General features: G+C 42.3%; 26 protein-coding genes and 1 other RNA gene. 10 read left to right on the forward strand and 17 right to left on the reverse strand.

Going from position 1 to position 26,432, the window contains the following annotated elements; translation table 11 throughout:
• On the forward strand, positions 1–336 hold a 336-nt coding region (locus BLP80_RS07645; protein ID WP_143002253.1), incomplete at its 5' end, for a transposase.
• A 415-nt stretch (positions 337–751) separates the two neighbouring features.
• Positions 752–930: non-coding RNA, 6S RNA (gene ssrS / locus BLP80_RS07650), on the forward strand.
• A 605-nt stretch (positions 931–1,535) separates the two neighbouring features.
• Here the strand turns inward: ssrS and BLP80_RS07660 are convergent.
• A complete protein-coding gene (locus tag BLP80_RS07660; protein ID WP_176754310.1) occupies positions 1,536–1,895 on the reverse strand; it encodes a YajD family HNH nuclease in 360 nt (119 codons plus the stop codon).
• Between the two features lie 292 nt (positions 1,896–2,187).
• On the opposite strand from BLP80_RS07660, the gene dinB reads away from it, so the two are divergent.
• The gene (gene dinB / locus BLP80_RS07665; RefSeq protein ID WP_090541949.1) at positions 2,188–3,375 is read left to right on the forward strand and encodes a DNA polymerase IV; all 1,188 of its coding nucleotides are present in this window, start codon (positions 2,188–2,190) and stop codon (positions 3,373–3,375) included.
• Between the two features lie 272 nt (positions 3,376–3,647).
• Here dinB and corA read toward each other — a convergent pair whose 3' ends face one another.
• Both corA and BLP80_RS15635 read right to left on the reverse strand, forming a co-directional pair.
• On the reverse strand, positions 3,648–4,721 hold the full coding sequence (gene corA, locus BLP80_RS07670) for a magnesium/cobalt transporter CorA (protein WP_090541951.1): 1,074 nt from the start codon (positions 4,719–4,721) through the stop codon (positions 3,648–3,650).
• 212 nt (positions 4,722–4,933) lie between these two features.
• Entirely contained in the window at positions 4,934–5,092 is a 159-nt protein-coding gene (locus tag BLP80_RS15635; protein WP_176754311.1) for a hypothetical protein, read from the reverse strand.
• 716 nt (positions 5,093–5,808) lie between these two features.
• On the opposite strand from BLP80_RS15635, the gene ovoA reads away from it, so the two are divergent.
• The gene (ovoA, locus tag BLP80_RS07675; protein ID WP_090541953.1) at positions 5,809–7,920 is read left to right on the forward strand and encodes a 5-histidylcysteine sulfoxide synthase; all 2,112 of its coding nucleotides are present in this window, start codon (positions 5,809–5,811) and stop codon (positions 7,918–7,920) included.
• Positions 7,917–9,107: a MalY/PatB family protein gene (locus tag BLP80_RS07680; RefSeq protein ID WP_090541955.1), complete on the forward strand. Its 1,191-nt coding sequence runs from the start codon at positions 7,917–7,919 to the stop codon at positions 9,105–9,107. Before ovoA ends, BLP80_RS07680 begins: the two co-directional genes overlap by 4 nt.
• A 5-nt stretch (positions 9,108–9,112) precedes the next feature.
• Here BLP80_RS07680 and BLP80_RS07685 read toward each other — a convergent pair whose 3' ends face one another.
• Together BLP80_RS07685 and nhaC are read right to left on the reverse strand one after the other, a co-directional pair.
• Positions 9,113–9,511, reverse strand: a complete 399-nt coding sequence (locus BLP80_RS07685; protein ID WP_090541957.1) for a TIR domain-containing protein — start codon at positions 9,509–9,511, stop codon at positions 9,113–9,115.
• Between the two features lie 95 nt (positions 9,512–9,606).
• Positions 9,607–11,037: a Na+/H+ antiporter NhaC gene (nhaC, locus tag BLP80_RS07690; protein ID WP_256325008.1), complete on the reverse strand. Its 1,431-nt coding sequence runs from the start codon at positions 11,035–11,037 to the stop codon at positions 9,607–9,609.
• 649 nt (positions 11,038–11,686) lie between these two features.
• Here nhaC and BLP80_RS07695 point away from each other — a divergent pair.
• Both BLP80_RS07695 and BLP80_RS07700 read left to right on the forward strand, forming a co-directional pair.
• A complete protein-coding gene (locus BLP80_RS07695) occupies positions 11,687–12,085 on the forward strand; it encodes a response regulator (protein ID WP_090541959.1) in 399 nt (132 codons plus the stop codon).
• Between the two features lie 11 nt (positions 12,086–12,096).
• Positions 12,097–13,530: a sensor histidine kinase gene (locus tag BLP80_RS07700; RefSeq protein ID WP_090541961.1), complete on the forward strand. Its 1,434-nt coding sequence runs from the start codon at positions 12,097–12,099 to the stop codon at positions 13,528–13,530.
• A gap of 74 nt (positions 13,531–13,604) precedes the next feature.
• Here BLP80_RS07700 and hemW read toward each other — a convergent pair whose 3' ends face one another.
• From hemW to BLP80_RS07725, 5 genes are all read right to left on the reverse strand, one after another.
• The gene (gene hemW / locus BLP80_RS07705; RefSeq protein ID WP_090541962.1) at positions 13,605–14,846 is read right to left on the reverse strand and encodes a radical SAM family heme chaperone HemW; all 1,242 of its coding nucleotides are present in this window, start codon (positions 14,844–14,846) and stop codon (positions 13,605–13,607) included.
• Between the two features lie 35 nt (positions 14,847–14,881).
• The gene (rdgB, locus tag BLP80_RS07710; RefSeq protein ID WP_090541964.1) at positions 14,882–15,475 is read right to left on the reverse strand and encodes an RdgB/HAM1 family non-canonical purine NTP pyrophosphatase; all 594 of its coding nucleotides are present in this window, start codon (positions 15,473–15,475) and stop codon (positions 14,882–14,884) included.
• Positions 15,476–15,482: 7 nt separating this feature from the next.
• On the reverse strand, positions 15,483–16,205 hold the full coding sequence (gene rph / locus BLP80_RS07715; protein ID WP_090541967.1) for a ribonuclease PH: 723 nt from the start codon (positions 16,203–16,205) through the stop codon (positions 15,483–15,485).
• Between the two features lie 114 nt (positions 16,206–16,319).
• A complete protein-coding gene (map, locus tag BLP80_RS07720; protein ID WP_090542050.1) occupies positions 16,320–17,129 on the reverse strand; it encodes a type I methionyl aminopeptidase in 810 nt (269 codons plus the stop codon).
• 76 nt (positions 17,130–17,205) lie between these two features.
• Positions 17,206–17,757, reverse strand: a complete 552-nt coding sequence (locus BLP80_RS07725; protein WP_143002254.1) for an SPOR domain-containing protein — start codon at positions 17,755–17,757, stop codon at positions 17,206–17,208.
• Between the two features lie 166 nt (positions 17,758–17,923).
• Here BLP80_RS07725 and BLP80_RS07730 point away from each other — a divergent pair, with 166 nt between their 5' ends.
• Entirely contained in the window at positions 17,924–18,568 is a 645-nt protein-coding gene (locus BLP80_RS07730) for a c-type cytochrome (protein ID WP_090541971.1), read from the forward strand.
• Between the two features lie 76 nt (positions 18,569–18,644).
• Here the strand turns inward: BLP80_RS07730 and hemL are convergent, their stop codons facing one another.
• Genes hemL through BLP80_RS07745 form a run of 3 tightly spaced genes read right to left on the reverse strand, consistent with a single transcriptional unit; the run spans position 18,645 to position 21,439 of the window.
• Positions 18,645–19,931, reverse strand: coding sequence for a glutamate-1-semialdehyde 2,1-aminomutase (gene hemL, locus BLP80_RS07735; protein WP_090541972.1), 1,287 nt, complete (start codon positions 19,929–19,931; stop codon positions 18,645–18,647).
• Between the two features lie 14 nt (positions 19,932–19,945).
• Positions 19,946–20,599: a thiamine phosphate synthase gene (gene thiE / locus BLP80_RS07740; RefSeq protein WP_176754312.1), complete on the reverse strand. Its 654-nt coding sequence runs from the start codon at positions 20,597–20,599 to the stop codon at positions 19,946–19,948.
• Between the two features lie 9 nt (positions 20,600–20,608).
• The gene (locus tag BLP80_RS07745) at positions 20,609–21,439 is read right to left on the reverse strand and encodes a bifunctional hydroxymethylpyrimidine kinase/phosphomethylpyrimidine kinase (protein WP_090541974.1); all 831 of its coding nucleotides are present in this window, start codon (positions 21,437–21,439) and stop codon (positions 20,609–20,611) included.
• Positions 21,440–21,491: 52 nt separating this feature from the next.
• On the opposite strand from BLP80_RS07745, the gene BLP80_RS07750 reads away from it, so the two are divergent.
• Together BLP80_RS07750 and gloA are read left to right on the forward strand one after the other, a co-directional pair.
• Positions 21,492–21,680, forward strand: coding sequence for a rubredoxin (locus BLP80_RS07750; RefSeq protein WP_090541976.1), 189 nt, complete (start codon positions 21,492–21,494; stop codon positions 21,678–21,680).
• Positions 21,680–22,063: a lactoylglutathione lyase gene (gloA, locus tag BLP80_RS07755; RefSeq protein ID WP_090541978.1), complete on the forward strand. Its 384-nt coding sequence runs from the start codon at positions 21,680–21,682 to the stop codon at positions 22,061–22,063. Before BLP80_RS07750 ends, gloA begins: the two co-directional genes overlap by 1 nt.
• Before the next feature lie 180 nt (positions 22,064–22,243).
• Here gloA and BLP80_RS07760 read toward each other — a convergent pair whose 3' ends face one another.
• The 4 genes from BLP80_RS07760 to trkA all read right to left on the reverse strand — a co-directional run bounded on the left by BLP80_RS07760 (position 22,244) and on the right by trkA (position 26,420).
• On the reverse strand, positions 22,244–22,951 hold the full coding sequence (locus BLP80_RS07760; protein ID WP_090541982.1) for an SAM-dependent methyltransferase: 708 nt from the start codon (positions 22,949–22,951) through the stop codon (positions 22,244–22,246).
• Positions 22,952–22,987: 36 nt separating this feature from the next.
• Complete coding sequence (apaG, locus tag BLP80_RS07765) at positions 22,988–23,371, reverse strand: Co2+/Mg2+ efflux protein ApaG (protein ID WP_090541984.1); 384 nt, start codon at positions 23,369–23,371, stop codon at positions 22,988–22,990.
• A 131-nt stretch (positions 23,372–23,502) separates the two neighbouring features.
• Positions 23,503–24,960 carry a TrkH family potassium uptake protein gene (locus BLP80_RS07770; RefSeq protein WP_090541986.1) on the reverse strand — a complete coding sequence of 486 codons (1,458 nt, stop codon included), beginning with the start codon at positions 24,958–24,960 and terminating at the stop codon, positions 23,503–23,505.
• Positions 24,961–24,971: 11 nt separating this feature from the next.
• A complete protein-coding gene (trkA, locus tag BLP80_RS07775) occupies positions 24,972–26,420 on the reverse strand; it encodes a Trk system potassium transporter TrkA (protein ID WP_090541988.1) in 1,449 nt (482 codons plus the stop codon).
• Positions 26,421–26,432 lie beyond the last annotated feature (12 nt).

A 26,432-nucleotide genomic window follows, 5' to 3' on the forward strand; every position in this document is an offset into this window, starting at 1 on the left:
GGAGAGGCCTACCGCCTCAAAACACTGCTCAATGATCTATGGAGCATGCCAGACAAACACAGTGCACACGCTTTTCTTACACAGTGGTCCGATGAGGTTAATCAAGCCGGCATTCCAGCTTTCCAGGCTTTTGCTAAAACTGTCACCTCTCATTGGAACGGAATTATTCACTTTGTCGAATCCCGTCTGACCAATGGCATTCTCGAGGGCATCAATAACAAGATTCAACTTGCCAAACGGCGCGCCAGAGGATACCGAAATATTAACAACTTCATTAATATGATTTATTTCTTATGTGGAAAGCTTCAGTTCACTTACCCACGGTATTTCACATAGAACCTGAAATTTTTTCATTTTTCAAAAGCACTTACGAAGCTTTTTTCACAACATTGGATCATTACAAAGCAGAATTACGTATTTTATTAACTAATAATTTCCAAATCATCGGTAGCACCTGAGTGCCGAAATTTCATGTGCGATGATGAATATATCTCAAAAATTGAAAGGAGCACGACGCTGGATTAGAACTGGATCATGGTCACCATACGATCCCCAACGCTAATCAAAAATTGAGGCTCAACAAATTGCGAATGTATCTAATTAAAAGTTTTGACATGAATGAGTTTAAGCGTAAAATTAAAAGCATAGAAGGCAAGTTGAACGAGATATTGCTAGAACGAAAAAATTAATAGAATTGATTATTAAGTAAATTGGCTTTTTGAATGCTATAACTCAAAAAAGCGAGTAAAAATTTTCCCTGCAGTGTTTGTTAAGGCTCATATTCTTTGAACCAATTCCTAGTATCTGGTTGTAAACCAAAGTGATGCTGTTGTGCGCTTCTTAAAAAAGAGGTACCTGATGCATACGGTTAGCAACCATCTTGAACCTTAAGGTTCAAGATGACAGTCTGACGGCATTTGCGGGGAAGCTATTTTGTATGTATGAAGTTGCATTAGTTTCAACGGTTTGGTTTGTTGAGAAAGCCGGGTTTTATGCTGCGATATGTTTCATGTAGAAAGAATTCTGGTATGCGTCTAAAGTAATTTAGATAATTTTGTATTTTCAATATTTCTTCTCTTTTTCTCAAGAGTCGAGTTAAATTACCTCCAGCAAAGCCGGCGATTCATCCAAAGGCAGAACGCTTGAACAGGTTATGAGCGATTACGCCGATACAAAAAAGGCGGCATTTGCCTCGAACCGCCGCCGAGTTGTTCGGAAACATTCGTACCAAAAGCTACCAATTGGCACAATCTCTCACTCCCTAGCCGACCAGCACTTTCCTTTCTTGGTTCTGCTCCCCCACGGCAGGAACAAACATGTTCTTGGAAAACCAAAATGTGCTAATAATACCGAAAATAGCGGTATCATGCGCGTGACTGCCATCAAATTTACTGATTCTTCTTTGTTTCTCCCCCCCGCGAGCGTATCCCAGCGTACTAAAGGATGAGATTAAGAAACTAATCGCGGATTTTGGGGGAATAACTCCGGTGCTCACCAAGGCAGAATAGACTATAAGTTGTCCCAACAATCACAATTCAGGTTTTATTTTTAAATCTTTCTTTGAGATCAGCAAAAGGATTAAAGGTAGCACTCGCCATGGCATTATCACGATCGGTCCGCCCTGCCGAATCCCTCACTTTGGCGTGCTCATTCTCATGACAATAAGTGCACAATAATTCCCAATTACTGCCGTCAGCGGGGTTGTCGTCATGATTATGATTCTTATGATGCACTTCTAGCAGTTGAACAGTTTTATGGTCGAAAGCGCGTGCACAACGACCACAAACCCATGGAAAGAGCTTAAGTGCCTGCTCTCGATAACCTTTCGCACGTTTTTCCGCATTCAGGCGTGCTTGCAGTACTACTTTATCAAGTTTGCTGGTATCCTTTGTCATTAGCATTTCACTCAAAAAAGATCCGAAAAAAAAAGCATTCTATCGTATCAAGATATATTTCTATACTCATCGCACTCCAAAATTCGGCAACTATATCTTCTCCCGCTGGGAGAAGGCCGGATGAGGGATTATAAAAACCGAATTTTGAAGTGTGACGAGTATAGTTCCCCAAACAACCTCTCTACGTTGATTCAGAATTTACACTCAATCATGGGCTGACGTAAGATGCAATTCATTTTCAAATACTGATCGTCAAATTGACAATAACTCAGAATTAAATAGCTTGTAAGCAATGAACATCTTATCACGTCGTATCGCCCATCTTGATATGGACGCTTTCTATGCATCGGTCGAACTTCTCCGTTACCCGCAATTACGTGGTTTGCCAGTCGTGATTGGTGGGAAATCTGATCATAAACCGACGATACAGGCAGATGGAAGTCTCCACTTTTCACGACTGCGTGAATATATCGGTCGTGGTGTGATTACAACAGCTACCTATGAAGCGCGGGCGATTGGCATCTTCTCTGCTATGGGCATGATGAAGGCAGCGCAGCTTGCTCCCGATGCCATTCTGCTGCCGGTTGATTTTGATGCGTACCGTCATTATTCGCGGCTGTTCAAGGCGGCCGTGGCAAGCATTGCTTCACAGATCGAAGACTCTGGCATAGATGAAATTTATATTGATCTAAGTGGCCTGCCCGACGATAGCCTGACGCTTGCAAAACGGATCAAGCAAGCGGTATTCGACGCCACTGGCCTCACCTGCTCCATTGGTATTACACCAAACAAACTGCTGTCGAAGATTTGCTCAAGTCTTGATAAACCCGATGGCATCACCATTCTTGACATGTCCGAGATTCCAAATCGAATTTGGCCATTACCAGTGCGTAAAATCAATGGAATTGGCCCTAAAACAGAAAAGAAACTTGCATCGCTTGGTATTTCGACGATTGCTGAGCTGGCACAGGCCGAGTTGGGCTTCCTTCAGACTCACTTTGGTCGCAGCTACTCAACCTGGTTATACGAAGCTTCTCATGGAATTGATGACCGCCCTGTCATCACTAGCTCCGAGCCCAAATCGATTAGTCGGGAGACCACCTTTGAGCGCAATCTTCATCCACGTCATGATCGCGCCGTTTTATCAGAAATACTCACTGTCCTGTGCATACGCATCGCAGAGGATCTCCAGCGCAAAGGCTACCTCGGGCGCACCATTGGCATCAAGCTGCGCTTCGAGGATTTCCATACTGTCACACGAGATATCACCTTGACTACATTCACTGCTGATCACTCATCCATACGCCATGCTGCGAGAGAATGTTTGCGGCGTGTGCCACTGGAAAAGAAACTGCGATTACTCGGAATACGCGTCACCAAGTTAACCACCATACATTCCCCGCAAGGGATTAATATTTTATCTCAGGGAGAATTGCCACTTGTGTTTCAGGAACAACAGTCAACAGAATCAATGGGATAATTCATCCACGCCAATTGAAGTTGTTTTCATCACACACTCACTTGCCAGTAATTATTTTCAAGAAAGCTGACAGAAAGAATATGGGGAGCCATGATGGTTCCTATTTTATTTCAAATCACTATACTCGGAACACTACATCCCTGGTGAATTGAATTATGTGAACACTTTAACAAGCCGTTGAAAAACTCGGCACTTTCAGCCTGAAATTCTATGGCGGATGCTATCTTGGCAAACACCTTCACTTTGCAGTCTCGTGGGCAACTCTCGCAAGACTATATCCACTTCTTTTTCCTAAAGTAGACAATCATGATCACGCTCATCCCGATCATTATTACCCACACCAGCAAATAGCCATATTCCCACTCAAGCTCAGGCATATGTTTAAAGTTCATGCCATAAACGCCGGCTAGAAAGGTCAATGGCATGAAGATGGTCGCGATAATCGTCAATACCTTCATGATTTCGTTCGTCCGGTAACTGACATTCGAGATATACAGATCAAGCATGGTCGTAAGCATATCCCGGTAAATCTCGACACTGTCAATGGCTTGCACGACATGATCGTATACATCGCGCAAATAGGGAGTAGTCGCCTCATGAATCAATGGTGATTCCCGCCGCGCCAAGGACGAGATAGCTTCGCGCAACGGCCACACTGCCTTATGTAGAAACAGGAGTTCCCGCTTCAACTGATAAAGTTGTTCAATAACAATCTTGCCAGGTCGAGTCATCAATTCCTCTTCCAGAAAATCAATCCTGTCACCCAATTTTTCGAGAATAATGAAATAGTTATCGACCAAAGCATCCAACAGCGAGTAAGCAAGATAGTCAGCATCCATCTTCCTTATTTTCCCTTTGCCAGTGCGTAGGTGATCGCGGGTTAAATGGAAAACATCTTTTTTGATATCTTCTTGAAATGACAGCAGAAATTTCTCACCAAGAATAAGACTGATCTGCTCTGGAACGATTCTGTTTTCCATCTCGTCATAAGAAAGCATCTTGAGAACGACAAATAGATAATCGCCAAAATCTTCACATTTAGGCCGCTGTACGATGCTCATCAAATCTTCGGTAACGAGGCGATGAATGCCAAAACTTTCACCTAATTTTTCAAGCAAAATCGGATCATGTACGCCATCCACATTGATCCATGTAATAGTAGGTTTTAGTTTGTAGAGCAAACACTCATCCACTTGCTTTAGTGTGCGCTCCTCAAAGCTCTGCGCATCGTAGTCTATGAGCGTGATATTAATACCATTTTTCACCTTCTCCCCTGTGTACAGCAAGGTCTCGGCGGGTAAGCCAATCTTTTTTACTCTGCGTTTAGTTGCTCTGGATATACGCATCAGGATACTACCCGAAAGAATCAATCACAATTTGACGATTGCATTTTATGAGGAATTACATTGGCTTTGGAGGCGGATAAGCTTACGCTATCCGTCAATACTCATCTCACCACCCCCTGAATAAACGATACAATCGCTCTACGACGTAGTAAAAAGCATTAAAGATGGGCGAATAATAGTTCGCTTATCCGCCCCAGCTACTTCAAATAAAATTAATCCAGCCCCAAAGACCTGAGCGTAATCTCAGTCTCTTCATAATCCTCTTTGAGGAATTCAATTTCATCGACTATCTTCACGACTCTGCTAACCGGAATCATGTCATCGGTCATATCATCAACATCAATATCATCAAAAGAAAGTTCTTTGTCCATTGCAACAAACCTCCTTACAACAAATAAAGATAGTAAATTAGTATCACATAGATTTGCTGCATAGAGTAAAAATAATGGGCGAATTATCCCCGCAATTTGAAGGTTTATAGAAGAAAAGTGAACGCATGATCGCCCTATAATAGGGCAACTTAAACATTGCTGGCGGAGAGCACTTTAGCCCTGCTTGGTGACATCAGTCAATAATGGGCAACTGCTGATGTGAGCTACCCATGGCCAGCGTTACCGGCGTCTTGTTCTCAGGGCGCAAAGCTGCGCCTGTTTTCTTCAGCACGAAATCGCTATCGCGTGATTAGGCTAATAAAAGCGCTACCCCTGCTTTAGCGACGTGAAGCTTCTTCTCAATTTCCCGATACCAACGACGACCGGTGAGGGTTCGCTTATCTACAAACACCGACTATTCCTCTGCCTGTAGTCGTTGTATCAGTCGAGCAGCAATGGGAAAATCCTTTCTTGAATAATAGATAAAAGTATCGCTCATGCCAATTGGCTTCTAATTTTGTCAATTATCTCAGCACACTTTCTCCGGCTACTTACTTTATAAGCATCTACATGTCATTATTATAAGAAATCCTGCGGCTATAAAGCAGCATTGTGATATAAAAAAGACTTTTCCCCTGTTCATATATGATCTCTAAAGTCTGAGAGAGTATAATATTTGCTCCGAAAGTTCCGAATAAGCAGGTTGTTAATATTTTATGTCCAAAAAACTTTTTCAGAGAACACCGATACTCGATGGTAATGACGTTAATGCTAAGCGTGAGGAAATACGATCCTATTTTCATACCACACTGGATTGTTATGAACAGCTTTTCGAAACGTTACGCAATGATGAAGCTTATTACATTAAGCCGATTACGCTACGGCATCCTCTGATTTTTTATTTGGGACATACTGCCACTTTCTTCATTAACAAATTGATTCTGGCTGGTTTGATTACCGAGCGAATCAACCCCAAGATGGAATCGATGTTTGCAGTTGGGGTGGATGAAATGAGCTGGGATGATCTAGATACGACGCATTACGATTGGCCTGCCGTGGAAGAAGTATGGGCTTATCGACGCAAGATGCGCAGCATCGTTGACAAGTTAATCAGCGATACTCCGTTAACCCTGCCGATTGGTTGGGATAGTCCTTGGTGGACGATTGTGATGGGAGTGGAACATGAGCGTATCCACCTGGAAACTTCTTCAGTGCTGATTCGCCAGCATGCGCTCCAATATGTTCAACCCCATCCGGACTGGCAGCCCTGCCGTAAAACCGAAGTCGCGCCGGATAATCAGCTCGTCACTGTTCCAGCTGGCAATGTACAGATAGGCAAAAATAAAGCTGACCCAACATACGGATGGGACAATGAATATGGACATCACTCAGCAGAAATCCCTGCTTTCCAGGCGAGCCGTTATCTGGTCAGCAATCAGGAATTTCTCGCTTTTGTTGAAACCAATGGTTATGGTATAGAGGATTACTGGGAAGAAGAAGGTCGCAGTTGGTTACAGCATACTCACGCCCAATACCCGACTTTCTGGCTCAAACAGGACAATCAGTGGCGTTTCCGCCTCATGACCGAGGAAATGCCGATGCCCTGGGATTGGCCGGTGGAAGTCAACTACCATGAAGCCAAAGCTTTTTGTAACTGGAAAACCAAAACCACCAGCTTGCCGGTACGTTTGCCCACCGAAGACGAGTGGTACCGATTGTACGATGCGGCAAATTTATCTGAAGTGCCTCATGCCAGTCCAGCTGTCGGCAATATTCATCTCGATTATTATGCTTCCAGTTGCCCAGTGACTGAGTTTCCTCAAGGCGAATTTTTCGATATCGTTGGCAACGTTTGGCAATGGACGGAAACGCCGACCTATCCATTCGAAGGATTCGACGTTCATCCATACTATGATGATTTCACCACGCCTACTTTTGATGATAGACACAATCTGATCAAAGGCGGTTCCTGGATTGCGTGTGGCAACGAATCATTAAAATCCTCGCGTTATGCATTCCGCCGTCATTTCTTCCAGCATGCCGGGTTTCGCTATGTTGTCACCGACACCCCCGCCTTCCAACCCAGCTCCCATTATGAAACAGACAAATTACTGTCCGAATATGCTGAATTTCATTATGGCGATAGTTATTTCGATGTACCTAATTTCCCGGCTACCCTGGCCAAACTGGCTATTGCTGCTATGGGCAGCAAACCAGTACGGAAGGCGCTCGATCTGGGATGTGCATCAGGGCGCTCCACGTTTGAGTTGGCAAAGCATTTTGATCATGTAACAGGTGTTGATTTCTCAGCTCGCTTCATTAACCAAGGCGTGCAACTCGTTCAGCAGGGTGTGTTGCGTTATACATTGACGGATGAAGGCGATCTAGTTTTTTATAAAGAGCGTACGCTCGCAAGCCTGGGTCTTGACGATGTCAAGCACAAGGTCGAGTTTTTCCAAGGAGATGCCTGCAATCTCAAGTCGATTCTCACTGGCTATGATCTCATCCTGGCCGCCAATTTGATCGATCGTTTATATGATCCGACCAAATTCCTAGCGAACGTACACAGTCGTATCAATCCGGGTGGGCTGCTATTGATTGCCTCCCCCTATACCTGGCTGGAAGAGCACACTAAACGCGAAGCTTGGATCGGTGGCTTCAAGCGAGCTGGCGAAAGCTTTACAACGCTGGATGGCTTGAAAGAAATACTGAGTAGCCATTTCAGACTGATTCAGGGGCCGCAGGAAGTGCCTTTTGTCATTCGTGAGACCAAGCGCAAATTCCAGCATACCTTGTCGGAGGTGACTATGTGGGAGAAAGTTGCGTGAGTATTCAATTCGATCGCGACATCCAGCGGGCTGGAACCAGCAGCACAAAGTTTGATGAGCGTCTGGGGATATTCGGCAATGCGAATGTAATGCCATTATGGGTTGCCGACATGGATTTCGCCGCTCCCGCCGAAGTCACGCATGCATTGATCGAACGTGCCACACATCCTATATACGGTTATACGCTTTTTCCTGATAGTCTCTACGAATCACTCATCGATTGGTTAAAGCTGCGTCATCATTGGCAAGTGGAGCGCGAGTGGATCATTTTAAGTCCTGGGGTTGTCCCTTCGCTAACAGCAACGATCATGGCGCTCACTCAACCCGGTGAACAGATTATTGTCCAACCACCGGTGTATTTCCCTTTCTTTTCCGCAGTAACCAAAACTGACAGGCAATTGATGCTCAATCCATTGCGCCTTGTAAATGAACGATACACCATCGATTTCGATCAATTGGAACAAGTTGGCGAGAATGCGCGCATGCTACTATTCTGTTCACCCCACAATCCCGTAGGCAGAGTATGGAGCAAGTCTGAGCTTGAGCAACTTACTGAAATGGCTAGCAAGAATAATTGGGTGATCATTTCCGATGAAATTCATGCTGATCTGGTATATCCAGAAAACCAGCATCATCCCCTGGCAAGCCTGGCCGAGAATCCCGAAAATATCATTACGACTATTGCTCCAAGCAAAACCTTTAACATTCCCGGACTTCATCTGTCTGCTCTCATCGTACCGAATAAAATCCATCGTGCTGCAATCACCCATTTCTTTGACATGATTCATGTCAGCGCTGCCAATCCCTTCAGTATTGTTGCATTTGAAACCGCCTATCGAGAAGGCGCGAAATGGTTGGATGAATTGATGGTTTATCTAAAAAATACACGTGACCATGTCAGCGCGTATTTATCCGAACACTTGCCATGCATTCAATTGATCAAGCCAGAAGGGACGTATCTCCTTTGGCTGGATTGCCGCGCACTTAACATGAACGATAATCAGCTCAAGCATTTTTTTGTTCACGAAGCTGAAATTGGATTGAGCCCTGGCGTTTTATTTGGGAAGAAAGGTAGCGGTTTCATGCGCATGAATATTGGCACTCCCCGCCACAATATTATGGCAGCACTTGAAAATATCAGAAAAGCTTACAACCGGATAAAGATAAGATCAGGAAAAATATTATAAAACGACTATCTTTGTAATTTACCAAGAAACATTGCGATATTAGAGCTGTTCCATGGTAGGATATCCTCGTCTCTCAAAAGATCAGGGAATTTCTTGGCTGACATTTGACAAGCTTCATCATCACCAATTAGCAAGATTTTCATCTTGGCTTCAAAAACGCAACGGAGTTCCCATAATTGCCCATCAGCCCGAACGGTATGTGCTGTAATGATGCCAATCGCCCCATTACATCCTCTGACTTTTTCCCGGCATTCCTCTTTCCATGCACTCTCCCAAGATTTTTTTTCTGGCATGAAAACGCTTGTGAGCTCCGGGCTCTCTTTGTTTATCTGCTCTATAAGCTTATCCCTAAGATCGGCATCCTTGAGTGCGAAACTGATGAAAACCTGATTAGTTGACTCCATTTTATTCCTCCCTCACTTATAATCGTTAAGAGATACGAATCTACATCCCTTCCAGCCTCTTTCCCGGCTGCGCGGAAAATATAGCATTCACCCACTCAAGCGTCAACGCGATTACGCTGCAGTAACCCTATACCCAGACTAGCCATCACAATAGAAACTAGAGGATTAATTACATTCAAGAAAGCATACGGAGCGTAATCTAATACCGGAATCCCCAGTGTTGCTGCATAAAAAGCCCCTGCGGTTGTCCATGGAATCAACGCTGTTGTCATGGTAGCGCCTTCTTCCACAGACCGAGATAGCATTGCACTATCAAGTTGCGCTTTATGATAAGCATCCTTAAATAATTGACAATTCAGAATGATTGAAAGATATGCCTCTCCCATTCCCATATTGCTGATTAGCCCGGATAGTATCGTAGTTGCCATGAGGGTGCGGATACGCTTAATACGCGCGATTATGCGTTCAAGAGCAACGGAAAGAAATTTTGCCTGATGCAAAATACCTCCCAACGCTAGCGCCATCATTGATAACAGCAGCGTCCAAGCCATACTATAAATACCACCATGACCAAGCAATGCGTCGATATTTTCCATGCCCGTCGTACCAGGATTATTAAGCCAAAGCGCATTGAAGACATCGATGGTGTCTCTTCCTTGATAAAAAATAGCAATCATCATGGCGAGTACGATACTGCATGACATGCTAATTACCGGGGAATATTTTTTGATGCTCATACCAAACAGGCATAACAACGGTAATAATGTGATCCACAGATTTAACTGAAATGTACTTTTCAGTACAGTTTGAATAGCCGTTATTTCCCCTGCAGGTAATGCATAATCCGAATATTGCAACCCCACCAAAATATAAATGATAAGTGTTAGCGCATAGGCTGGGAAGGTGGTATATAGCATGGCATGAATGTGGCGGTAAAGATTTGTGCCAGCACTCATAGCCGCGAGATTCGTCGTATCTGACATGGGTGATAACTTGTCACCAAAGGTAGCGCCCGACACAATCATACCGGCTACGATTACTAACGGAATTCCGATGACCTCGGCAATACTAATGAGTACTACTCCTATTGTTCCTACTGTACCCCAGGAAGTACCCGTCGCAATCGACATGAGACTACATAAGATTAATCCAGACGCAAGAAATACTACAGGGCTGAGCAAATCCAACCCATAATACAGGAGGCTGGCAATTGTGCCGCTTTGCATAAAACTCGCGATCACCATCCCTATCAAAACAAAAATGTAGATTGCAGGGAGCGCACTGCTGATCCCTGTCTTCATCATGCGGTGAATATCTGTGAAGGTATAGCCAAGGCTAGCTGCATGCACACCCACCCATAGCAAACAAATAAAAATAATGGCATGAATGTAGATCTCCAAGACGAATAGCCCTAATGAGATCATTAAGAACACACCGAGTAAACAAATGATAGTCTGAAAAAGAGATGGCTCTTTGAGATCTTTCTGCTTGCTAATATCGATCTGCCGCATTTTTTGCTCAATCATTGCCCATCTAAGGAGTCCCCTGAATAAGTCAGTCAGATAGTAGGAAAGGAATTGGTTTCACATTTTTTCCTACCCATGAAACAGTTTAAGCTTTACAGTCAAAGAATTTACCATAAAACCTCAACAAACGAGGAAAAAGCAGTTTCTGCAAGAGAAGGAAGTAGTTATTCCATAGTTACACGGCTGGGAGTGATGATTGAACCATGCCACCTGTTTAATCCCACAGTGGATTGCAATAGAAGAAGCGCTCCACAATACCTCGATACTGAGGAGGTCAGCTGAATTGGATGCTGGAATGAATACATGCTAGATGAGGTCACGATACTTAGCTTTCGGCACTTATTAGAGCTGCTGGAGCTATCAAGCTGTCTACTCAGAAAATAATAGCTTTCCTGTTTCTGGGGTATATCAATCAAAATTTCTTGCTCACTGAGAACAGCAAGGTGTAGTATTTTTCCCGCGGGAGATTTAAGAATGAGGGCAGGCAAAACTTACAACTCGTTTTTTATGAATAGCTTGATAGTAGCCATCACTCTATTAATAGCAAGAGCCTTCATAAATAAGAAAGAATCTATGGATCGAGATGAGGCTTATCATTTCAAGGTCTGCTGACATTAGCTGTTACTTTGATTGAACAAAGGAGGTTTATATGAGACAAAGAATTGCCCACGTTGATGACGATCCCGATATCCGTGATACTGTCCGTCGTATTCTAAATACACACGGATATGAAGTTGATAGCTATCAAACAACGAAAGACTTTATCAACGCATTGAGTGAGCCTTCTGTTGTACCCGATTTAGCTATTCTGGATGTAATGGTTGAATCTATGGATGCAGGACTGACTACATACGTCGAATTACACAATCGTTTTCCTAAAATGCAAGTAATCTTTTTAACTTCACTCGGTGATATGATTTTGCCTTATTTTGAAAATAAGTCAGAAGAATGGATCTGTATTATTGAGAAGCCTATTGAGCCATCAGATTTGTTGTCAATCGTTCGTGATCGTCTGGGAACGACCAAGCCTGAGCTGAGCGTTTCTTAGGACGAGCCATCATGGCTACTGCTGATTTTTCTTGGAACACATCTACGCAGAAATTTACCTTGGCAGGAGGAAAAGAAAGTGGGCAAAAATTAAGTGATGAAATATTAATAGATAATATTCGCTGGTTTATCATTTTTCGATGGGCTGTGATTGGCGTGCTTGTTCTTTTTCAGGTTGTAGCGCTGATAGCATCCGATACGCTCACTCAACTAGGAATCAGGGAACAACAACATTGGCCACTTGCCATTACAGCCATTTTAAGTGCTGCCAATTTTGCCTATATCTATGCATTAGATTTCTGTCAGCCTTCAAAATATAACTCACCTTCAATCATCATTTGGGTGCAGATCATTGTTGATTTATTATGTTTATCGATAGTCGTGCATTATGTTGGAAGTACCGCAACACCTGCTCCTTTCTTCTATATTCTCCATATTGCTTTATCATGTATTTTCTTCTCGGCACTGGAAAGCTTATTTGTCGCAATCATAGTTTCCGCGATGTACTCGATTGTTTTACTCGCTGAAAGCGAAATGTTTTTTCAGGTATCACAATCAGTCCTTATAGACCCATACTTTTCAAGTGAAAGTTTGCATAAAGGTCGTGTTCTAGTATGGATGATCGCACTCGATACTTTGTTTCTTATTGTCTGGTATGTCGTCTCACGCCTTACACTTGTTATTCGTAAGCACGAACAATATCTCCGTGAAGCTTATGAGCAAATCAATCAGGCCCAAGTTGCAAAAGATCAATACGCCATGCTTATGACACATCAACTCAAAGCGCCGCTCGATGCCATTCGAAGCAAAATCAATTTGATTAAAGGAGGATATTGCGGACAAGTTCCAAGAGAAATAGAAGAAGTACTAACCAGAATTGACAGACGTGGGCATAGTATGTCTAATTTAATTCTGGATGTACTTAGACTCGAACGACTAAAAACAGCCGGACGAAATACGGGTGCAATGGAATACATTGATATCTCAGAGACGATTCATAAATGCGTCGATAAACTAGAACCAGTAGCAAAGGCCAGGAATATTGAAATAAAGCTATCGATCCAGAATTTTTTTTCCTGTGGCATCCCGGATCAGATAGAAATAATGCTTGAAAATATCATTGCTAATGCTATTACTTATTCTCATGATAATGCCGCAATTGATATTGTTTCCATCGTTGAATCATCGGATAACTCAGCAATCGTGACAATCACTGATTATGGGATTGGAATTGAAGAAAAAGACTTACCGAATATTTTTGACGAATACTTTTATTCTCCAAGAGCAGTGATGCATAACCAATCATCCAGCGGCATCGGCCTATCGCTGGTTAAAATTGCTGCAGGCAATAACCATCTACAGCTCAAAGTTACCAGTGCACCAGGCTTGGGAACAGCATTTTCTGTGATTTTCTCAAATATTCGAGTTCCTAAAGAAGGATCTTAGCCGGTTGTCATTCATCACTAAGATTACTTGTCATTAACTAGCATTTAATAATTAAGGAAGATTTCTCTTAATTATTAAATGTTAGTGCGCTCTTCACGTTTTTCCGGTAAAAAAATTTGCAGCAAATCATTTAAATACCGCCTGCCAGCTACAGTTGGCATAATTCGATGATGATCCCAGCTAATTAATCCTTGTTGCTCTGCTTCGTCCAGTTGTTGTTGTACAACAGTAATAGGTAATCCAGTATGTGTCTGAAAGTTTTCAGGTTGGAATCCACTGATCAAACGAAGTGCATTCATCATGAACTCAAATGCTCGATCTTCCGCTTGGACTTCGTGTTGAGATTGCACGGGATCACCTAGGGCATCTTCCTTACCTAAAATTTTCTTAAGATACTGCTTAGGTTGTTTATAACGCATTTGCCGTACTATTTTGTCTTGAAAGCTAATTTTGCTATGCGCTCCTGCACCGATACCCAAATAATCACCAAATTGCCAGTAATTCAGATTGTGGTGTGATTGATAACCAGGCTTGGCAAATGCTGAGATCTCGTAGTTTGCATAACCAAAACTTGATACTGCTTGTTCAATCATCAATTGCATCTCAGCAGAGAGATCATCATCCGGCAGCGTGGGTGGGAAGCGATAAAATAACGTATTTGGTTCCAGTGTCAGATGGTAAGCTGATATGTGCGGAGCGCCTGAGGCGCATGCAATTTCAATATCATTACGTGCTTCCTCCAAGGTTTGATCTGGCAATGCATACATCAGATCAAGATTCACGTTAGCAAAATTCTTTAATGCAATCTCGACCGCACGATGTGCTTCCCCATCATCATGGATACGCCCCAATGCTTGCAAATGCCTTGGATTGAAGCTTTGAATACCCACAGACAGGCGATTGATTCCTGCAGCACGGAAATCTGCAAATTTTTGTGCTTCGAATGTGCCGGGATTAGCTTCCAGTGTGATTTCAGCAGAAAGCTCCAGTGACAGGAGCATCCTTACATGGGTAAGAATTTTATCAACTGCTTGTGCGCTTAATAAACTGGGTGTTCCACCACCTAGAAACACACTACTGACAGGACGCCCCCAGATTTGAGGTAATGCCATTTCCAGATCACGGATCAGTGCCGACACGTACTCCTGCTCGGGTAATACATTTCCCTTGTTGCCAATTTCATGCGAATTAAAATCACAATATGGACATTTCTTCACACACCATGGGATATGAATGTAGAGGCTCAATGGCGGTAAAGAGGTTAACCTGGGCGAACGAGTATTAAGGATGGATGAAACAGAAATAGCCGTTGCCATAATCAATCAAGTGCACTTTTTTGATGCATAAACAGTCAGAGTTTGTTGGTTATAAGAAATTCGCTTAATTTTTTGAGCGCCTTTCCACGATGACTGATCCGATTTTTTTGTTCCATGGAAAGTTCTGCTGCCGTTTTACTCAACTCAGGTAAGAAAAAATACGGATCGTATCCAAACCCCCCTTCCCCGCGTGATTCCAATATGATTTCACCATGCCAACTACTATCAACAATGATTGGTTGTGGATCGTCAGCATGTCTCACCAGGACGATAATGCAATAGTAATAGGCATGCCGATCTGATTGATTTTTCAATATGCCAATTAGTTTCTGGTTGTTACGTTCGTCTGATTTTGGTGCTCCTGCATAGCGGGCAGAGAATACACCAGGTGCGCCATCCAGAATATGGACACAAATACCCGAATCATCTGCAAGCGCAGGTAATCCAGCAGCTCGGCTAGCGTGGCGTGCTTTGGCAAGCGCATTCTCAACAAAGGTACCGTAAGGCTCTTCAATTTCAGTTATACCCAAACTCGATTGCGGTATGACTTCAATATCAAGTGGTACAAATAATTGTCGTATTTCTTTAAGCTTGCCTGAGTTATTACTGGCAATGACGAGCTTTTGCATAATTTTATTAATCCGATGCGAGCGCCGATTTTTGCAAGGAAATCAGTTCCTGTATTCCTCGTTGAGCCATGTCCAACATAGCATTCAATTCGTTCCGACTGAATGTTGCGCCTTCTGCAGTTCCTTGTATCTCCACCAAACCGAGATCCCCCGTCATCACGACATTCATGTCAGTATCACAAGTAGAATCTTCGGAATAATCTAAATCAATCAAGGGTACTCCATGATGCATGCCAACCGAGATAGCCGCAACGTGATCTCGAATTGGATTGCTTACGATCAACCGTTGCGCAAGCAAATGCTCGACTGCATCGTACAATGCTACAAACGCACCAGTAATACTTGCTGTTCTAGTTCCACCATCTGCTTGTATGACATCACAGTCAATCTGAATAGTACGTTCTCCTAATTTCTCCAGATTAATGATTGAGCGTAATGCTCGTCCTATCAAACGCTGAATTTCCATGGTGCGCCCTGATTGCTTGCCTTTTGCCGCCTCTCGCTGCATACGCTCACTCGTCGAGCATGGCAGCATGCCATACTCAGCAGTCAACCACCCCTGCCCTGATCCTTTGAGAAAGGGAGGAACTTTGTCGACAATACTTGCTGTACACACGATCTTGGTATCTCCACACTCAATGAGTACAGCTCCTTCCGCATGCTTAGTATAACGACGAGTAATCTTGATCGGACGAATTTGGGTAAGAGCACGATTGTTATGACGAAACATCATTGGAGCCTATTATTGAAGATTTTCTGTTTTAACCCGAATATTTCATAAATTGGCAAGTGAGGACACGTGCCAATTTATGAAATATTCGGGTTATATACAATTATTAAATGTTCAGGTAGCAAAACGATAAGAAGTCGGTTTGGGTGGAGAGCCTGTTGATACTGTTAATATCTCATAACCGTTCTCGGTAACCAGCACTGTATGTTCCCATTGAGCTGATAAGCTGCGATCTTTAGTAATAACTGTCCAACCATCTGGTAGGGAACGGATAGCTGCCTTACCCGCATTGATCATAGGTTCTACTGTAAAAATCATTCCAGGTTTAAGCATTAGACCTGTTCCAGGACGCCCATAATGAAGAACCTGTGGTTCCTCGTGAAATTTTGCACCAATACCATGGCCACAAAACTCTTTCACTACGCTATAACCAGCACCCTCAGCTATCCGCTGAATAGCATGACCAATATCACCCAAGTGTTTTCCAGGTCTGATTTCTTCTATCCCTTGCCACATCGATTCATAAGTCACCTCACACAAGCGCTTAGCCTGTATCGATGGCTGCCCAACATAATACATCCGGCTGGTATCTCCATGATAACTATTATAGATTACCGTTACATCAATATTGACAATATCTCCTCCCTTCAATTTTTTATCCCCTGGAACACCATGACATACCTGATGGTTAATTGAGGTACAAATTGATTTTGGAAAAGGACTGTGCCCTGGGGGAGCGTAATTAAGTGGCGCAGGTATAGTTTTTTGAACATCAACCATATAGTTGTGGCAAAGCCTATCAAGTTCACCAGTCGTAATTCCCGGAACAACATAGGGTGTAATGTAATCGAGCACCTCGGATGCTAATCTTCCAGCTATCCGCATTTTTTCAATTTCTTCAAGGGTTTTTATATGAACCGTCACAATTTCTTCCAAGGAATCCAACTATTACATAAAATAAATTTTTCATTTTTTATATTTTAGAGCTTACTACTTGTTTCTAGAAGCGCTCACATTCGGTTATTTCTAGTTTACTATCAGGAAATTGCTGTGCAAGCATAAAAATTTTTTCTTTCACTTCCTTTGTCGGTTCGCGAATAACGAATTTTACTTGCTCCAAACTCAACCTCCTCATATTTACGTTTAAAATACCCTTGCTTTTTAATTCTTCTATTAATTGTGTCGCTAAAGATCGTTCACGTAGCATGCCAAATGATATTGCGTTATGCCACTGACTATGCTCATTATTTTGAATATACTGGTAAGGTATATTGAATTTTTGTAGCTTATTAATTTGCCTTTTAATTTCACGCTCTGTTTTGGAGGAAGGAATATATACCCAATACACAATAATCTCACCCGCGGGTAACTCACTTAAGTAACTATCTAATTCCAATTCTGAAATATTATTTTTGATTCGCTGCAAATCAATACCAAATAAATTTCCCCATTTTAAGCATGCTACTCGTGAGGGTAATAATCTTATTTCTTCTAAATATGATTGCGTAATATGTACTTTATTTGTTTGATTCGATTCTAGCTGAATGATCATCAAAAAAACTATGTTAACAAGCAATAATAAGAAGAAAAATATTTTCATTCTGATGGATTATTAGCTATGACCGTTTACTGTTATTAATAAACCTTGTTAGAATGCGTTACTGAATACAGCGCTTTTCTTTTTATGAAAACCTTAAAAACCTTAAAATCTTCAAAATATGAAATTCATTAAAAATACTGCAGTCGTTTTTGCATTTATATTTTCAAATCAAGTTTTTGCCGATACATCTAATGCTCATGGTGATCCTGAAAAAGGCAAAGAAATTGCTATGGGTGTTTGTTCTGGCTGCCATAATGCCGATGGCAATAGCGTTATCCCAAGCAACCCGACTCTTGCTGGCCAGCATGCAGAGTATATCACCAAGCAACTAATGGATTTCAAGGTGGAAGGTGATTCACCGGCAAAACGCGATAATCCGACGATGGCCTCCATGGTTGCAGCATTAACTGTAGATGACATGAAGAATCTTAGTGCCTACTATGCTCAACAAAAGACCAAAGTTGAAACTATTAGTGATGGCGGTAAATCATTACTAGAAATAGGCAAAAGAGTCTATGATGGCGGTAATTTAGAACATAATGTACCAGCTTGCTCAAGCTGTCATTCCCCTAACGGCGCAGGTATTCCTCCTCATTATCCTAAACTCGCAGGCCAGCATACAATCTACACGATTTCGCAATTAGAAGCATTTCGTCAGGGAAGTCGTGCCAACGACAAAAATCAAGAGATGCAAAAGGTTGTATTGCGCATGAGTGCGCAGGAAATGAAGGCTGTAGCTGAATATATTGCAACGTTACAGTAGATCAAAATTCTGTTGTAAAGATTAAAAAATAATTGTTAAGTTACCCCGTTGGTATTACCGGAGTAACTTAACACTTCTATAATACCCAAGAACTAAAAATACGATCTGCTGCAAACAGTGTTTTGTCTATATCTTCATTATTGTGCATAATCGAGACAAAACCAGCCTCAAATGCAGATGGTGCAAAATAAATACCTTCTTGTAACATCGCATGAAAAAAGCGATTAAATGCTTCTTTATCGCATGCCATTACATCTGAAAAACTCTTGGGTAGTTCCTTACAAAAATATAAGCCAAACATTCCACCTACTGACTGAGCACAAAAATCCACGCTATGTTTATTGGCAGCAACAGTTAATCCTTGAGTCAGTTGATGAGTTTGAGCCGCAAGTGTTTCATAAAACCCAGGTACTTGCACTTCTCTTAACGTGGCTAATCCAGCAGCAACTGCCACTGGATTACCTGATAAGGTACCTGCTTGATATACTGAACCAAGGGGAGCTAAACATTGCATAATATCCCGCCGCCCTCCGAATGCAGCCATAGGCATACCTCCCCCTATCACTTTACCAAGTATCGTCAGGTCAGGTTTAATCTGGTAAAGTCCTTGGGCACATTCCAGACCTACGCGAAATCCCGTCATGACTTCGTCAAAAATCAGTACGCTAGCATGTTTTGTACATAGCCTTCTCAAGGCCGCTAAGAAATCCGGCTCTGCTTTTACCAGATTCATATTACCTGCGACTGGCTCAACGATAACAGCGGCAATTTCCTTGCCAATTTCATTAAAGATCTTTTCCAGGCCATCGACATCGTTATAACTTAATACTAGGGTATGGGCTGCAGTCTCAGGTGGAACACCGGCTGAACTTGGATGACCAAAAGTCAATGCACCAGAACCTGCTTTTACCAATAAGGCATCATCATGACCATGATAGCATCCCTCAAATTTAATGATGCGGCTTCTACCTGTATAGCCTCGTGCTAAACGAATAGCGCTCATCCCAGCTTCAGTACCTGAACTCACCAAACGTACCTGCTCTATTGAAGGGAGCAATCCGCAGAGAAGTTCAGCAATTTCCAATTCTGCTTCAGTGGGAGCCCCAAAGGATAATCCATTCTGTGCCGCTTCCTGAACTGCTTTAACCACTTTTGGATGAGCATGACCAAGGATAAGTGGCCCCCATGAGCCGACATAATCTATGTAGGATTTTCCATCCACATCCCAGAAATAGGCGCCCTGACCACGTTTGAAAAAAACAGGCGTGCCGCCAACAGATTTAAAAGCGCGCACAGGCGAGTTCACACCGCCAGGAATATATTTTTGGGAAGATTCATATAATTGTTGATTAAGTGAAGTCATTTACTTACTCGTTATTAGGATGAAGAAGAAAAAGTCTGATCAGTTTTCAAAAATAACTGGGTAAAATTTTTTGCTACGGATCGAATATTTTGAGCGCCATATAACCCATGACTAACCGCGATAGAATCACTTCCATGATTGATCAGTGAAGCGGCATTTGCCAAAGTAATGCCACCAATTGCAACGATGGGGATGCCCAGTTTATTCTTTGCTTCAGATAACAAATCAGTTGATGCTCTTACTGTATTAGTTTTAGTTTTTGAGTGGAAAAAAGCACCAAATGCGACATAATCAGCTCCCTGTCTTTCTGCCTCAAGAGCCAATTCGAGTTGATTATAGCAGGACACACCAATAATTTTATTTTGTCCTAAATAATTCCTAGCATCACAAATAGCGATATCTTCTTTTCCAACATGCACCCCATCTGCGTCGACCTCTATGGCCAGATCATAATGATCATTAATGATAAAAAAAACATTGTGTTGCTTGCAAAGTCTGGCTAGTGCTCTTGCCTGATGTAGTCGCAATATAGAATCAGCGATTTTATTTCGATATTGAACATATTGAACGCCAGCCAGGAGGATTTGTTGTGTCATTGCACATAGTTGCACCGTATCAGCTATGTCGGGTGTAATAGCATATAAGCCATTAATTCCATAAGAAATCATTGAGAATCACTACTTTCCTTCTTCTACTTTATCTTCATCACACGCCCAGAAGAATCTATCTGGCAGGTATTGACCCATCCCGGGACGAAATCCTGATTTCAGGGCATGCCAAGTATAGTCTTGCGCTTCATAAACACTTTCAGCAATCGGCAAACCATGTGCGAGAGAAGCAGCAATTGCTGATGACAACGTACAGCCCGATCCATGGTAAGCACTGGGCAATCGCTGCCACTCATCTGAACGGACAACACCTCCAGAATCATACAATGTATTAATTACTTTGACGGTATTTTCATGAGTACCTGTAATCAAGGCATATTCGCACCCCATCTGCAATAGACGGTCTGCACTCTGCCTCAAATCAATAATCTCCAATTCGTCCTCATTCTCAAGCACCAGTCGCCTTGCTTCTATGCTGTTTGGTGTAATAATCGTAACTTGCGGAATCAATAAATCACGAATAGCTGTGATTATTTGCTCATTAGCGAGTGGATCGCCGCGACCAGAGGCAAGAATCGGATCAAGAACTACCGGAATATTTGGGTAATCGGCAATTATTTCAGCTATGGCTACGACAGCTTCAACACTGCCGAGCAAGCCTATTTTGAAAGCGTCTACTGGCATATCTTCAAGCACGATACGAGCTTGATCTGCAACCCACTCAGAATCTAATGACATTATATTCTCAACACCAACAGTGTCTTGAATGGTCACCGCAGTGATGACGGAAAGTGGGTGACAACCCATACTTGCTAATGTGAGAATATCAGCTTGTATACCTGCGCCACCGCTTGGGTCGCTTGCAGCAAATGATAATACTTTTGGGGGTGGTTGAGACATGCAATAATACCGTAAAATATAATTTTAACTTAAAAGGATGTTTCTATCTATCATGTCAGCCGATGAAAATCAGGTTTATCACCGATACATGTGTTTGATCTGTGGTTATATCTATGACGAAGCCGAAGGTGCGCCGCAAGAAGGGATTCCTCCTGGAACACGATGGGAAGATGTGCCGATTAATTGGACTTGCCCTGAATGTGGGGCGCGTAAAGAAGACTTCGAAATGATAAAAATATAATGCGCATACTTCACACGATGTTGAGAGTAGGTAATCTCGAAAAATCTATTCATTTTTATACCAATATTTTGGGTATGAAAATCTTGCGCCAGAAAGAATACCCAGATGGAAAATTCACACTGGTATTTATCGGTTATCAAAATGAATCAGAAGGGAGTGTTTTAGAATTAACCTATAATTGGGGAATAGAAAAATATGTTCTTGGAACAGCTTTTGGTCATATTGCAATAGAAGTAGATGATGCTTATGAAGCATGTGAAAAAATAAAAAAACTGGGAGGTAAAGTAACGCGTGAAGCTGGTCCAATGAAACATGGTTCTACCATTATCGCATTTGTTGAAGATCCAGATAGTTATAAAATTGAGCTTATTCAAAAAAAGTGAAATGAAAATGAATTAGTATATTAATAAACTATATAAAGATCATCAAACCATCTAATTGCTGTTACCAAGATTGAAGATAATGCTAAAAGATATTTAACATATATTAATAATTAGCTAATTTAGAAATCGTTGGTAATAGCAGCAATTATTTTTGATGAGTGTAAAGAGAATTTCTCCAAGTTATCTGCACAATAAAAAGACCGTAGGTTTCTTATTAATTTCTGGTAGATAACTTCTCCATGCCTTAATCTTTTTTGTGACAATATATTGATCCTTTAAAGTAAGATTGCTGGCAATACATAAATCAGTCTCATCACTACAATTTTGAACTAATATTTCAAGAAATTTTTGATTTCGATATGGGGTTTCTATAAAGATCTGGGTTTGATTAGTCCTTGCTGATTCTTCATCTAATTGGATAATTTTCTTGATGCGCAGTTCGTTTTTAATAGGTAAATAACCATGAAAACGAAAACCCTGCCCATTCAATCCAGATGCCATTAATGCCAATAAAATGGATGATGGCCCCACAAGCGGAACAATAGATGCATGCTTTTGATGAGCAGCTCGCACGAGATTAGCACCTGGATCAGCAACGGCCGGGCAACCCGCTTCTGATAATAGTCCTATATCATTTCCTGCAAGTAATGGTTCAAGTAGCTGATCGATTTCGTTTAAGCCGGTATGTTCATTCAAGACCTGCATTTCAATTTCCTGTAAAGGCCGTATACATCCAATTCGTTTCAGAAAATGCCTAGCAGTCTTTGGATGCTCAACAATAAAATATTTGAGTCTAGCAATACGTTGCTGCACATTTGCAGGAATGATCTCAGCAAGCTCTACTTCTCCTAATGGAGCTGGTATAAGGAAAAGTGTGCCAGGATGCATACTGCAGAATATCTCTAAGTAATCGTTGCTATTAAATTAATGGAGCACTCTTGGAACACTCAAAATGAATTCAGGAATATCTACGGTAAAATGAAAGCCGTCCTCAGCGACCATCTGATAACTACCCTTCATTAAGCCAGCCAGGGAGGAAATCGCGGTACCGCTGGTATATTCAAAACTATCACCAGGTTTCAGGAGTGGCTGCTCACCTACCACACCCAAACCTCTAACTTCGTGAATATTGCCATCTCCACTGCTAATAATCCAATGGCGGCTTATTAGCTGTGATGCCACCGTCCCTGTATTGGAAATAGTAATGGTATAGGCAAATACGTGGCGATCTGCTTCTTCATCTGATTGTTCGGGCAAGTATGTAGTGCGGACCGATACATCAATATCGTATTTTTTCTCGTCATTCATAATCTATTATATTCCACACATTTTTCAAATTACAGCAAGTTGCTTACCTAAATTAAAACTAAATATAACCTCATATTGTAATAGCGTAATCTTAATTAATGCCCTGGTATAAAGTTGAGTAAACTACTTTCCTACTTTCTCCAAAACGCAGCAGTAAATACGATCAACAAAGTATAAAACTCCAGCCTTCCCAATAACATGGCGAAACTGCATATCCAGATCTGAAAATCCGTCAAAGAAGCATAGGTAGTGGCTGGCCCGATCTGATTAAGCCCTGGCCCCAGATTATTGATAGATGCAACAGTAGCCGAGAACGCTGTTATTTCATCCAGGCCACTTAATGTCAGCACCAGAGTCATGAGAATCATGCTCACCAAATAAACAAATAAAAAAACGAACACTGCAAAGATAATTCGATTAGCAACAACACTTCTCCCTAGCTTGACAGGTGAAACAGCTTGGGGATGCATAATCGTGATCATCTCACGAAAAAACTGCTGATATAAAATCCTTGCACGGATCATTTTAACCCCCCCTCCCGTTGATCCCGAGGAAGTACAAAAGCCGGATAAAAACAGCATCCATAACGGAGCAAATATTGGCCATAAACTATAATCAGCATTACTGTATCCGGTAGTCGTCGCAACGGAAACAACATTAAAGGATGCATAGCGCAGTGCTGTTAATGGATCGGTATAAACCCCTGTCAACCACAGATAGCCAGCAAGTACTATACAGCTCGCCAATACGATAAAAAAATAAGGCTTTATCTCAGGATCATAGTAATACGGCGAAATACTCCTTGCCCGCCAGACTAAAAAGTGCGTCGCAAAATTGATACCGCCAATCAGCATGAATATGATTGCAACCAACTCGATTATGGGTGAATCCCAATAGCCATAGCTCGCATCGTGCGAAGAAAAGCCTCCTAACCCCAGGGTTGTGAATGCATGCATGACCGCATCGAACCAGTTCATTCCCGCTAGCTTATATGCGATCACACAAATCAGCGTAAGCGCCACATACACCAACCATAGCCCTTTTGCTGTCTCGGCAATGCGAGGTGTCAACTTAGACTCTTTCATGGGACCAGGTATTTCGGCCTTGAGGATCTGTCTACCTCCTACGCCTAACATGGGCAGAATGGCAACGGCGAGTACGATTAATCCCATACCCCCCAGCCATACCATTTCACCTCGCCACAGATTGATCGAGTAAGGCAGTGTATCCAGGCCCGTCAAAACCGTTCCACCGGTAGCAGTCAATGCAGATGTTGCTTCATAGTATGCTTTGGCAAAGCTGATTTCCGGAAAAAAACGCAATAAAGGCAGCATGCCGAAAAAAGGAAGAAGGAGCCAAACCAGCACGACCAATAAAAAACCATCACGGATCTGTAGCTCACGCTTATAGCGACGTGTCATCAATGCGATAGCAGCGCCACAGATCAATGTTATCTGAATAGCCCCACCAAAAACAGCAGATGAGCCATCTTCCGACCAGTATGCAATACCGTACGGTACCAGCATCGTCAGGCCGAATACGAGAATAATTTTACTAAGTATATTGGCAACTGACAAAAAATGATTCATAAAGCGATCAATTATAAAAAGGATGCGCTAACCTGAAATAACCTTTCAATTTGCCGAATCATTTTCTTATTGACAACAAACAGGATTACGTGATCATCTGATTCAATAACTGTATCGTGGTGTGCAATAATGACGCATGCCTTATCCTGATCTTCGATAGGGATATCTTCACCAATATCGCGTGTACTCATCCATCTCTTGTCCTTGAGTGGTAAACCACGCACGATAGCACCGATCGTTGCACCCTTTGGCAATTTGATATCTTCTATTTTGCGCCCTACTACATTGGATGATTGGGTATCGCCATGCGCCACCACTTCAAGCGCTTCAGCTGCTCCTCGGCGCAAGCTATGAACTGCTGCCACATCACCCTGCCGAACGTAAGCAAGTAATGAACCGATCGTTACTTGTGCAGGTGAAATTGCAATATCGATTCTATCGCTTTGAACCAAATCGACATATACACTTCGGTTGATCAGAGCAATCACCTTATGCGCGCCCATACGTTTAGCCAACAATGATGCCATGATGTTATTCTCATCATCATTGGTCAGTGCACAAAATACATCCATTTCAGCTATATTCTCACTCTCCAGCAATTCTTCATCCGTGACATCACCATGCAGCACCAATGCATTTTGTAGATCCTGGGCCAGAAGCTCACATACCTTGCCATCACGTTCGATGATCCTGACTTGATAATCTTTCTCCAGCGCTTCTGCAAGACGTCTGCCAATCTTCCCGCCTCCTGCAATCATGACACGCTTGACCGGTTTATCCATGCTGCGTAATTCACTCATTACGACCCGAATATCCTTAGTCGCCGCGATAAAGAAAACTTCATCTCCAGCCTCAATGACAGTGTTTCCTTCAGGAATAATGGGACGATCTTTGCGGAATATCGCTGCTACCCGTGTATCGACATTGGGGACATGCTTGCGTAATTCCCGTAATGGATGTCCTACCAGAGGCCCTCCTTGCAGTGCTCTCACAGCGACCAGGCTTACTTTACCCGAAGCAAAATCAAGCACCTGTAATGCTTCTGGAAATTCAATTAACTTCTCAATATATTGAGTCAGTATCTGCTCAGGGTAAATAGCATAATCGACACAGAAATTTTGCTGTGAAAAGATATCAGGATGCTCTAGATAATCGCTCGCACGAATTCGAGCAATTTTGGTAGGCGTATTAAATAAGCTGGCAGCAATCTTACAGGCTACCAGATTGATTTCATCACTCTCGGTAACCGCTAGTACCATATCTGCATCTTCAGCACCCGCCCGTTTAAGCACGGAAGGATGCGATGCATTACCGACTACTGTTCTCAAATCAAAGCGATCTTGCAATAAGGCAAGTTGATTAGCTGCAATATCAACCACAGTAATATCATTTGCCTCACCTACCAGACTTTCGGCGACAGTAGAACCTACTCGACCAGCTCCTAGAATGAGAATTTTCAATTCTGCAACCTG

This window comes from Nitrosomonas sp. Nm132, assembly GCF_900100485.1.
In the GTDB taxonomy this organism is placed as follows: Bacteria; Pseudomonadota; Gammaproteobacteria; order Burkholderiales; family Nitrosomonadaceae; genus Nitrosomonas.

Excerpts from the sequence above, each read along its gene's own strand:
- BLP80_RS07660 (WP_176754310.1), bottom strand. The coding sequence starts at position 1,895 with ATGACAAAGGATACCAGCAAACTTGATAAAGTAGTACTGCAAGCACGC.
- dinB (WP_090541949.1), top strand. The coding sequence starts at position 2,188 with ATGAACATCTTATCACGTCGTATCGCCCATCTTGATATGGACGCTTTC.
- corA (WP_090541951.1), bottom strand. The coding sequence starts at position 4,721 with ATGCGTATATCCAGAGCAACTAAACGCAGAGTAAAAAAGATTGGCTTA.
- BLP80_RS15635 (WP_176754311.1), bottom strand. The coding sequence starts at position 5,092 with ATGGACAAAGAACTTTCTTTTGATGATATTGATGTTGATGATATGACC.
- ovoA (WP_090541953.1), top strand. The coding sequence starts at position 5,809 with ATGTCCAAAAAACTTTTTCAGAGAACACCGATACTCGATGGTAATGAC.
- BLP80_RS07685 (WP_090541957.1), bottom strand. The coding sequence starts at position 9,511 with ATGGAGTCAACTAATCAGGTTTTCATCAGTTTCGCACTCAAGGATGCC.
- nhaC (WP_256325008.1), bottom strand. The coding sequence starts at position 11,037 with ATGATTGAGCAAAAAATGCGGCAGATCGATATTAGCAAGCAGAAAGAT.
- BLP80_RS07695 (WP_090541959.1), top strand. The coding sequence starts at position 11,687 with ATGAGACAAAGAATTGCCCACGTTGATGACGATCCCGATATCCGTGAT.
- BLP80_RS07700 (WP_090541961.1), top strand. The coding sequence starts at position 12,097 with ATGGCTACTGCTGATTTTTCTTGGAACACATCTACGCAGAAATTTACC.
- hemW (WP_090541962.1), bottom strand. The coding sequence starts at position 14,846 with ATGGCAACGGCTATTTCTGTTTCATCCATCCTTAATACTCGTTCGCCC.
- rdgB (WP_090541964.1), bottom strand. The coding sequence starts at position 15,475 with ATGCAAAAGCTCGTCATTGCCAGTAATAACTCAGGCAAGCTTAAAGAA.
- rph (WP_090541967.1), bottom strand. The coding sequence starts at position 16,205 with ATGTTTCGTCATAACAATCGTGCTCTTACCCAAATTCGTCCGATCAAG.
- BLP80_RS07725 (WP_143002254.1), bottom strand. The coding sequence starts at position 17,757 with ATGATCATTCAGCTAGAATCGAATCAAACAAATAAAGTACATATTACG.
- BLP80_RS07730 (WP_090541971.1), top strand. The coding sequence starts at position 17,924 with ATGAAATTCATTAAAAATACTGCAGTCGTTTTTGCATTTATATTTTCA.
- hemL (WP_090541972.1), bottom strand. The coding sequence starts at position 19,931 with ATGACTTCACTTAATCAACAATTATATGAATCTTCCCAAAAATATATT.
- thiE (WP_176754312.1), bottom strand. The coding sequence starts at position 20,599 with ATGATTTCTTATGGAATTAATGGCTTATATGCTATTACACCCGACATA.
- BLP80_RS07745 (WP_090541974.1), bottom strand. The coding sequence starts at position 21,439 with ATGTCTCAACCACCCCCAAAAGTATTATCATTTGCTGCAAGCGACCCA.
- BLP80_RS07750 (WP_090541976.1), top strand. The coding sequence starts at position 21,492 with ATGTCAGCCGATGAAAATCAGGTTTATCACCGATACATGTGTTTGATC.
- gloA (WP_090541978.1), top strand. The coding sequence starts at position 21,680 with ATGCGCATACTTCACACGATGTTGAGAGTAGGTAATCTCGAAAAATCT.
- BLP80_RS07760 (WP_090541982.1), bottom strand. The coding sequence starts at position 22,951 with ATGCATCCTGGCACACTTTTCCTTATACCAGCTCCATTAGGAGAAGTA.
- apaG (WP_090541984.1), bottom strand. The coding sequence starts at position 23,371 with ATGAATGACGAGAAAAAATACGATATTGATGTATCGGTCCGCACTACA.
- BLP80_RS07770 (WP_090541986.1), bottom strand. The coding sequence starts at position 24,960 with ATGAATCATTTTTTGTCAGTTGCCAATATACTTAGTAAAATTATTCTC.